The following is a 1896-nucleotide window of genomic DNA, read 5'->3' as shown; positions in this document are numbered from 1 at the left end:
TGAATATCCACGTCGACATGATGACGAAACATCCTGCGGCTAGGTATGTTGGTATTGTCCAGACAGTACTATTAACCAAGAATTCAAGTGCTCTTTTTCGACTCCAGTTTAGTGATGTTGATATTGCTCCTGTTATGAATAGAGAATTTATGGTGTGATGGCATAAGACACTGATTAATACGATGCCAGTAAATGCAATAGATGGTACTATGTTGGATTTATTATCGTTTTTGAAATTTTCTTCAATAGAAAGATTTAAATATTTAGCTAATATAAGAAAATGACTTGTTATCCAAACTGTTATGATAATGGCAGAGACATTGAATAACTTTTTATAGAATTCCGATTTTATTCTTTTGAAGGTGATGAATGTTGATGCACCTACAATAACACCAAAAAATGGACCGTAGACAAGCAAGGAGATAATTGTTGTAATGAATCCTAAATTTGTATAGGCAACATTATGTCCTTTCTTATGGGAAGTTAGTGGGACTCTAAGGCTACCAGAGAACATGCCTATTATGATCAAAACCGGAAGGAATTTTATGTCTTGTGTGGCGAGTGGCTGGCGTAGGTAAGAGTCCACTACTGCCCCTAGGGCTAGAAGCGTTATTGAGGCGATATAAGCGATTGCTGTTTTTGGCAGACGCTCGGTCATTGTTTTAAAATTATCGGCAGAAAGGAGATGCGATTTTAGAGTTTGCTATAAAAGGGATTTCAGGCAACTAAGCGGAGGGAGAGGCTATTGTCATCGTTCTCGGTTAACGAAGGGAGTGGGTGAGTGCGCTCTTTAGCGAGGCGATTCTTGAGCACTGAGATGAGCTCTGAAGCCGTCTGGCCATCATCAGGCAAGGAAGCGCTCGCCATCCACGGGTGGAGGCGTAGAAAGAATGGTGCGCCGTCTGTAGCAAGGATGCGATAGCCACGGATGGCTTGACGCAGGTTACGGGTGATTGTCGGCAGATCCACTGCCAGAGTGCTAGGAAGAAAAATCGTAAAAGTGCCCGTGCCCTCCGGGGAGATAATATCCGTGGCACGCAGGGTTCCTCTGAGGACGAGCGCAAGCTCATCCTGGGTCTGCGGGGCGCGCTCGGGGCCAATGGCGGTGACTATGCCTGCCCAGTCTGCCAGCTCCAATTGGAGCAAGGTCAGTGGCTGGCCCAGTTCTTGTGCGCGGCGACACTCGAGCTCCAGGCGGGACTCCTCAAGCTGTGTGGAGCTGTGTAGGCGGGAGAGCAGGCGCGCCGCTGCCAGCACCGTGATGGCATAGAGCTCCTGAGAGGAAGTGAGTGTTTCTGCCGAGGGCTTTTGAAACCATTTCATTCTAGTGCTATCATTGGCTGAGAAATCATCAGTGTGTAGGTATAATCTGGCGTGATGTCCCAAGCAAGAGTGCATGCCCGACGTGTCCTGCTGGAAGAAGCAGAGGCTCTGAGTCTGATTGCCCACCGACTCGATGAGGAGTTTGATGCGGTAGTCGCGCAGCTAGTAGGACTTTCGGGGCGAGTGGTGGTCTCTGGGATGGGAAAGAGCGGCCATATCGGGCGCAAGATCGCTGCGACACTGGCATCTACGGGCACGCCTGCTCTGTTTTTGCACCCGTCGGAGGCGATGCATGGGGATCTGGGGATGGCCGCCCCCGGTGATACCGCGCTGGTACTTTCTAACTCGGGTGAGTCGGACGAACTACGGGCGCTCCTGCCCGCTCTGAAGCGCCGCGTCTCTTGCTTAATTGCGATGACGGGGCGGCGTGAGTCCACGCTGGGGCGTGCCGCCGATCTGATTTTAGATACGAGTGTTCCTAAAGAAGCCTGTCCCATGAACCTGGCACCTACAACGTCCACCACGGCAATGCTCGCGCTGGGTGATGCGCTAGCCGTGGCCGTTATGGAAGCG

The 1896-nt window shown here is 50.6% G+C and carries 3 protein-coding genes; 1 reads left to right on the top strand and 2 read right to left on the bottom strand.

All coding sequences use genetic code 11. The annotated features are described in order from the left end of the window. A partial coding sequence (locus ACH2EH_RS07770) for a hypothetical protein (RefSeq protein ID WP_395140498.1) occupies positions 1-658 on the bottom strand: 658 nt, incomplete at its 3' end. A gap of 59 nt (positions 659-717) precedes the next feature. Next, positions 718-1323, bottom strand: a complete 606-nt coding sequence (locus ACH2EH_RS07765) for a hypothetical protein (RefSeq protein ID WP_395140496.1) — start codon at positions 1321-1323, stop codon at positions 718-720. A 54-nt stretch (positions 1324-1377) separates the two neighbouring features. Between ACH2EH_RS07765 and ACH2EH_RS07760 the strand changes: the two genes are divergently transcribed. After that, positions 1378-1896 (top strand): SIS domain-containing protein (locus tag ACH2EH_RS07760; protein WP_395140494.1); only part of this gene is annotated, 519 nt, incomplete at its 3' end.

Origin of the sequence: Armatimonas sp. (assembly GCF_043760365.1) — a bacterium.
GTDB lineage: Bacteria > Armatimonadota > Armatimonadia > Armatimonadales > Armatimonadaceae > Armatimonas.
The sequence above is the reverse complement of the archived record's forward strand: the minus strand, read 5'-3'. Positions and strand labels throughout refer to the sequence as shown.

What these genes read in the sequence shown, in the direction of transcription:
- ACH2EH_RS07765 (WP_395140496.1), bottom strand. Translation starts at nt 1,323, where the DNA reads ATGAAATGGTTTCAAAAGCCCTCGGCAGAAACACTCACTTCCTCTCAG.